The 6,221-nt window shown below is 55.9% G+C and carries 7 protein-coding genes and 2 pseudogenes; 5 read left to right on the plus strand and 4 right to left on the minus strand.

Translation table 11 applies throughout. The features are described 5' to 3' along the window. Window positions 1-46: 46 nt before the first annotated feature. Window positions 47-389, plus strand: a pseudogene (locus H096_RS34495) (potassium transporter Kup); the annotation flags it as partial. 265 nt (window positions 390-654) lie between these two features. Here H096_RS34495 and H096_RS11850 read toward each other — a convergent pair. The 3 genes from H096_RS11850 to H096_RS33115 are packed head-to-tail and all read right to left on the minus strand — an operon-like array spanning window position 655 to window position 2,438. Beyond that, the gene (locus H096_RS11850; RefSeq protein ID WP_032856627.1) at window positions 655-1,302 is read right to left on the minus strand and encodes a hypothetical protein; all 648 of its coding nucleotides are present in this window, start codon (window positions 1,300-1,302) and stop codon (window positions 655-657) included. Window positions 1,303-1,314: 12 nt separating this feature from the next. Next, the gene (locus H096_RS11855) at window positions 1,315-2,052 is read right to left on the minus strand and encodes a HupE/UreJ family protein (RefSeq protein WP_032856628.1); all 738 of its coding nucleotides are present in this window, start codon (window positions 2,050-2,052) and stop codon (window positions 1,315-1,317) included. A 47-nt stretch (window positions 2,053-2,099) separates the two neighbouring features. Continuing rightward, window positions 2,100-2,438 (minus strand): hypothetical protein, encoded by a 339-nt coding sequence (locus H096_RS33115; protein ID WP_229752137.1) that lies wholly within the window; start codon window positions 2,436-2,438, stop codon window positions 2,100-2,102. Between the two features lie 127 nt (window positions 2,439-2,565). On the opposite strand from H096_RS33115, the gene H096_RS11860 reads away from it, so the two are divergent. The 4 genes and pseudogenes from H096_RS11860 (at window position 2,566) to H096_RS11875 (ending at window position 5,198) form a co-directional block, all read left to right on the plus strand. Continuing rightward, window positions 2,566-2,865 carry a metal-sensing transcriptional repressor gene (locus H096_RS11860; protein ID WP_032856629.1) on the plus strand — a complete coding sequence of 100 codons (300 nt, stop codon included), beginning with the start codon at window positions 2,566-2,568 and terminating at the stop codon, window positions 2,863-2,865. 7 nt (window positions 2,866-2,872) lie between these two features. After that, window positions 2,873-4,008: pseudogene (locus tag H096_RS11865) on the plus strand (nickel/cobalt efflux protein RcnA). Between the two features lie 12 nt (window positions 4,009-4,020). Continuing rightward, window positions 4,021-4,458 (plus strand): YqaA family protein, encoded by a 438-nt coding sequence (locus H096_RS11870; RefSeq protein WP_032856630.1) that lies wholly within the window; start codon window positions 4,021-4,023, stop codon window positions 4,456-4,458. Beyond that, complete coding sequence (locus H096_RS11875; RefSeq protein WP_050593284.1) at window positions 4,455-5,198, plus strand: TraX family protein; 744 nt, start codon at window positions 4,455-4,457, stop codon at window positions 5,196-5,198. Before H096_RS11870 ends, H096_RS11875 begins: the two co-directional genes overlap by 4 nt. A gap of 41 nt (window positions 5,199-5,239) precedes the next feature. Here the strand turns inward: H096_RS11875 and H096_RS11880 are convergent. Then, a partial coding sequence (locus H096_RS11880; RefSeq protein WP_033898385.1) for an MFS transporter occupies window positions 5,240-6,221 on the minus strand: 982 nt, incomplete at its 5' end.

The following is a 6,221-nucleotide window of genomic DNA, read 5'->3' on the forward strand; positions in this document are numbered from 1 at the left end:
GCCTCATTTTAAGGCTTGGAGGTGTCTACGAAACTAGGGGCGATTCACTGTGGCGTCTGAAGACAGCTGCGCGTACCAGATGATCGGCGGTTTGAGGTCTAGGCTTATGACGAATAATTTTTCCGGGTTAACCCGCACTTTGGTCTTATCGGGGAGCCTGACCTAGCCGTAGCCTTGAGTTTCTTACACTTGAATGAGCTGGATTTCTGCACGAAGCAATCCACCTACTTCCTTAGCCGCGAGACGGATATCCCGATCAAGCGTATCGGAATGGCTCGTCGGCGAGAAAGCTTGTTCACTTTTTTACTGAAGCACGTCAACAGCAACCTCAAATACTTCCATTTGCCGCTGACCGAGTGGTCGAACTGGGTGCGCAGGTTGAGATATAGAAGCAAACAAGGCCGCAAATGCGGCCATGTTTTATTCAGGGTGTTACTCGTGTGAGTGTCCGTGCTCAGCGGTCTTGGATGTTGTTCCTTTCTCACCGCCACCGCATGCGGTCATCAGGCCAATAAAGCAAATCAGGAGCATCGAACGAATCAGCGTTGCTGGGGTTTTCATGGAATGACTCTTCAAAAAATGGATGAGATAAATGGTCTTTATCTAGGTTGATCGCTGCATTTTCGGCAATAGAACAGCCATCGCTGCTTCGGATTACTGTTTGACGCTCAAGTAATCGCCGGCCGTTCTCAGTGAGATGGTCACGTCGCTATTGCTGCGGTTACGCCAAAACCAACCATGGGTGCCGTCAAAAATGGCGGTGAATTCACCTTTGTCACTTTTGACTTGCTTGCCCTTGGTATAGCTGTGGAAGTAACCCTTTTCACCGTTGTAAGGCTCGCCATGGGTGTCGTAATTCACAGGCCCACCAGCCGCTGTCCATTCATAGCTGACCGTCTTGCCCTTCAGCACTTTCAGTTTGATTTCTGTCCCTTCACCTGGCTTGAGCGTGACGCTCATTTGATTTGTCTTCAGAGCTGGGGGAGGTGTCGCCACTGGCGGAGTAACAGGTGTCGCAACAGGTTCAGCCTGTGCAACCTGCGAAGCTGGAGCTGGAGCTAAAGTTGCTGGTTGAGGTGGTGCTGCATCCGCCAAAGCCTCCTGGGCCAGGATGATCTTCAGTTCGCCCATTTGGGTCAGCCCCAGTGCTCGGCCCACACCCGTTGGATCAACGGCATATTCCGAAGGCATGACAACGGTCACCAGCAGGACGACCGCAGTCAACAGTGCAATGACAGTCGAACGCACCAGTTTGCGAGTGCTGGGCAATTCATTAACAGTTGGAAGCGGAGTATTGAACATGGTCAGAATTCCTTACGCAGAGACAAACAGGCCGGTGATCTGGTAACCCATCAGCAGGAAACCGGCACTCATCATGGCGACGTTGGCGGCGTAGGCGTGGCGCCAGAAACCGCCGGTGCGCCGCCAATACCCCATCAAAATGAGAATCGCGCTAAGGGCCAGCAATTGGCCGATCTCAACACCTACGTTGAAGGCGATCAGGTTCGGAATCAGGCCATCAGACGAGATCTCGTACTCCTGAATCTTCGTTGCCAGCCCAAAACCGTGGAGTAGTCCGAAGATCAACGTGGCCACCTTGGTGTTGGGTTGGAAACCGAACCAGCGCTGGAATGCACCCAGGTTATCGAGCGCCTTGTACACCACCGAGAAACCGATGATGGCGTCGATGATGTAGGAGCTGATGCTGATCTCGGTCAGTACGCCAAGCAGCAGCGTGACCGAGTGGCCTACAGCGAACAGCGTGACGTAGAGCCCCACGTCTTTCAGGCGGTAGAGGAAGAAGATCACCCCGAACAGAAACAGCAGGTGGTCGTAGCCTGTCATCATGTGTTTGGCTCCCATGTAGATGAAGGGCAGCAACAAGACGCCGGAACTTTCCTGGATGAAGCCCTTGTCTCCTTCCGCGACGGCGTGAGCCATCGCCTCGGGCATCCCGAGGAAAAGTGCAGTGACAAGTAAAAAAAACAGCAGTAGCGGGCGGTGCGATGGCGCAGTGAATGCGACAACGCCGCTCATCGAGTGCGAATGCATAGATCAATCCTACGTTGCAGGGATCAAAGGCCGCGGTGCGGCCATGGTCAGGATGCGAACGAAGGACGGGGTGGACGCTCGATCAAGAAAATCGGCGGACGAGGAACGGAATATCGGCGTGCATCAACTCGTATGGACAGCTTCGGCTGTGCAGCCAAACTCAACGCGGACGTGAGCTGTGGCGTTTCGTGCTGATGGTCAGGGGTCAACGGCGAGTGGTAGTGATCCGAGTAGCTCGCGCTCGACATCTCTGCCTGCTGCTCATTGGAGTGATGGGCATCTTGCGCAATCTCCCAGGCTGGCTGTTTCGATGTCACCGACAACGTATAGGTATGCCCGGCCCAAGCCACAAACATGGCCAGAGCAAGTGCGATTACCACCGTCATTGTCAGTGTTCTACTGAACATAGTGTTCGGCTTTCAACTCGTTTTGTGGGGCTTTGATGCGTTTGACCGCATCCCCCTAGGGGGGATAGGATGCCAGCCTAATTCATTGAGGCCTGAGGCTCAAGTCATGAGTGAGCAAGAACACGAACACAGCCATGCGCATACCCACCAAAGTCATGAAGCAATCATCAAGCGGCTCAAGCGGGCGGACGGCCATTTACGCGGCATCATCACCATGATCGAAGAGGGTCGTCAGTGCGTGGACATCGCCCAGCAGCTGCATGCTGTTGAAAAAGCGGTGTGCCAAGCGAAGCGCACGCTCATCCAGGATCACATTGATCACTGCCTGGAGGACACCGTCTCGGCGTTGAACAATGGCGAGCGCGCACCACTGGAAGCCTTCAAGCAAATCACCAAGTACCTTTAGGTCTGACATGCCCAACTTCGCTGAACTCTTGCAGCAGGTGGTTCACACGCCTGGCTGTATTTTCCGAGCGCTATTCTGCTCGGTGCCTTACATGGCCTGGAGCCGGGCCATTCAAAAACCATGATGGCGGCCTTCATCGTGGCTATCCGTGGCTCGGTCAAACAGGCCGTTTTGTTGGGCTTGGCCGCGACGCTTTCGCACACCGCAGTGGTGTGGTTGGTTGCAATCGGCGGAATGTACCTGGGCAAAGGTCTGGATGCTCAAACCACAGAACCTTACTTCCAGCTCGCGTCCTCCGCGCTGATCATTGTGATTGCGCTCTGGATGTTGTGGCGTACCTGGCGTGGTGAGCAGATGTTCAAGTTCGAGCAAGGTGATGATCACCACCACGACGAGCATGACCATGGTCATCATGATGAGACCCACCGAATCGATACCAGCCATGGCCGTGTTGAGCTGTCAATCTTCGAAGAAGGCATGCCACCGCACTGGCGCCTGAAGACATTGACCGGACACGCCTGGGCAGCCTCAGATGTTCGCCTGATGACTACCCGTCCGGACGGCAGCACTCAATCGTTCTCTTTCGTCGAGCGCGAAGGCTTCCTGGAGTCGGCAGTCGATATCCCGGAGCCTCATGAGTTCAGTGCCCGCTTGAGTCTGGGCCATGCGGGTCATTCCCATGATTATGACCTAGAATACCAAGAGCATGATCACGGGCACGCGCATTCCGAACTGGAAGGCCTGGAGTTGTCGATTGATGGCTATCAGGATGCGCATGAGCGCGCCCATGCCAACGATATCCGCAAGCGCTTTACCAACCGTGAGGTCACCACGGGACAGATCATTATGTTCGGCTTGACGGGGGGGCTCATTCCTTGCCCTGCGGCCATCACCGTTCTACTGCTCTGCCTTCAGATCAAAGAAGTCGCCTTGGGTGGCGTGCTCGTCCTGTGCTTCAGCATTGGTCTGGCGCTCACACTGGTTACCGTCGGTGCAGCAGCCGCTATTGGCGCCAAGCAGGCCTCGAATCGCTGGCCTTGGATGGGCGCCGTTGCGCGTCGTGCACCTTACCTGTCCAGCGTGTTGATCATCGGTGTTGGTCTGTACGTCGGCTTTCATGGCTGGATCGGCCTGAACGCATGAGGCGACGTCCGAGTGTTTGAACTCACCAGCTACGTTGGTCTGTTCCTGGCGGCATTCGGTGCCGCCACGTTACTGCCAATGCAATCTGAAGCTGTGCTGGTCGGGATGCTGCTTTCCGACCAGTACGTCGTTTCTACGCTTTTGGCGGTCGCCACCTTCGGCAACGTGCTCGGATCGGCGCTGAACTGGATTCTAGGTCGCTCTATTGAGCGATTGCGCCACAAGCGCTGGTTCCCGGTGAGCGAGAGCAAGCTTGAAAAGGCCCGGAACTCCTACCTGCGCTACGGGCGCTGGTCGTTGCTGCTGAGCTGGGTGCCGATCATTGGCGATCCGCTGACAGTCGTCGCCGGAGTCATGCGCGAGCCACTTTGGAGTTTTCTGCTGATTGTCACCCTGGCCAAGGGCGTGCGTTATCTCGTGCTGACCGCCGTCACACTGGGGTGGGTATGACGACTGCTCATACAGCCCAGAATTCCTTACTCAAGAGCCGAAGCAGTAGTCTGGATCTGATCAAGTGGCTGGCGATGCTGACCATGGTTATCGATCACTTACGCTTGGTGTGGCCGGAGATGAGTAATCTGTTCATTCTGGGGCGGCTGTCTTTTCCGCTGTTCTGTCTCGCCATTGCGGCCAACGTGGCGCGCTCCAAACCGGGTGAGTGGCTGACTGCTGCGAACGGACGCTACCTCGCCTTGATGCTGTTGTTCGCCGCCATTTCAGAAGTGCCTTATCGCTACATCAGCACCTCGGGATCATTCAACGTGTTGGTTACCCTGGCGTTAGGGCTGGTGATTGCCTGGGGGTGGCAACATCGCACTTTGTTGAGCGGCGCTATGGCGTTGATGGCCGCTGCAGTTGCCTACGTGCTGGATGATCCTCTGATGTACGGCTTCTACGGTGCACTTGTTCCAGCGGCTGTCTTAGTAGCAATAAAGAACCCAGGTGTTCTTTGGCTGCTGCCAGCGGCTCTATGCCTGTTGAGCAATACCCGCAGTAGCATCGTAACCAGGGCGTTGGACTTGGAAATCTATTCAATGCTGGCTTTGAGCACCGCATTCGCGGCCCCCTTGATCGGACTTTGGCTTCTGCGTCAGACCTTCTCCTTCAAGATCTGGCCGGTCGGGCAATGGGGCTACTGGTTCTATCCGGGGCACCTTGCCGCTCTGCAAGCCCTACGGCTCCTAGTCTGAATGTCCGACAGCTAGCCTTAGCAAATCTTAGGAACTTACAATCATTTGTTGGGCCATCGGCGATGTTGATCATCGATCACGTATGGATGTTCGTGATCCGCACCTTCCTGGCCGTCGACGTGCGTGTGATCGCCCGGCAGATTCTCATGGGTGTGCTTGATAGAGTCTTGGTCATGAGCTGGACGCCAGATCACGATGCTGACCACCAGCGCACTACCTGCCACGACAGCGAGCCCAACAAACGACGCAGTGAGGCTGATGTTCGCACCCAACCATCCCGCCAATGGGTAGGTAATCAACCAGCAAGCATGGGATAGCGCAAATTGGGCGGCAAACAACGCTGGGCGATCTTCGGCATGTGCCGAGCGACGCAACAGTCGACCGCTCGGGGTTTGAGCCAAGGAGTAGCCCACCCCAAGCACCACCCACAGCGGTAGCAGGAAGTTATAGGTGGTTAGGTTGATGCCAACTGCTAAGCCTGCGACCAATACTCCTCCACCAAACAACATGGCCGTTCGGTCTTTGATATTTTTCAACAGTCGAGGCAAGACCAGGGCCGCCACCATGGAACCGCCACCAAACGCGGCCAGCGCCAATGCCGTAGAACTCTGCGGCAGAGCGAAGCGCGACTGCACCAGCACCACCGTATTGACGATGACCATAGCACTGGCGGCCGCAACCGTAAGATTGAGAGCCAACAGCCCTCGCAAGCGAGGTGTGGCCAGAAATATGCGCATGCCACGGGTGGTTCGTTCGTAGATGCTGCGTCGTGGTATCTGCTTCGCCTTAGGCAGCAGCACTGTGGCGACTAGGGCCGCTGAGGCAAGGAACCCAATGACCGTGCCGGCGAACAGGCTATGGAAGCTGATCACCGTCAACAGTGCAGCGGCAAGCATCGGGCTCGCGACACTTTCAAGATCATAGGCCAGACGTGATAGCGACAAGGCACGGGTGTAGTCGTCTTCATCCACCAGTATGTCTGGAATGGTCGCCTGGAACGTCGGAGTGAACGCTGCCGAAGCG

The organism is Pseudomonas sp. FH1, from assembly GCF_000510895.2.
Classification (GTDB): domain Bacteria; phylum Pseudomonadota; class Gammaproteobacteria; order Pseudomonadales; family Pseudomonadaceae; genus Aquipseudomonas; species Aquipseudomonas azotoformans_A.

Coding starts and splice junctions, on each gene's coding strand:
- H096_RS11850 (WP_032856627.1), bottom strand. CDS start 1,302: ATGTTCAATACTCCGCTTCCAACTGTTAATGAATTGCCCAGCACTCGC.
- H096_RS11855 (WP_032856628.1), bottom strand. CDS start 2,052: ATGCATTCGCACTCGATGAGCGGCGTTGTCGCATTCACTGCGCCATCG.
- H096_RS33115 (WP_229752137.1), bottom strand. CDS start 2,438: ATGACGGTGGTAATCGCACTTGCTCTGGCCATGTTTGTGGCTTGGGCC.
- H096_RS11860 (WP_032856629.1), top strand. CDS start 2,566: ATGAGTGAGCAAGAACACGAACACAGCCATGCGCATACCCACCAAAGT.
- H096_RS11875 (WP_050593284.1), top strand. CDS start 4,455: ATGACGACTGCTCATACAGCCCAGAATTCCTTACTCAAGAGCCGAAGC.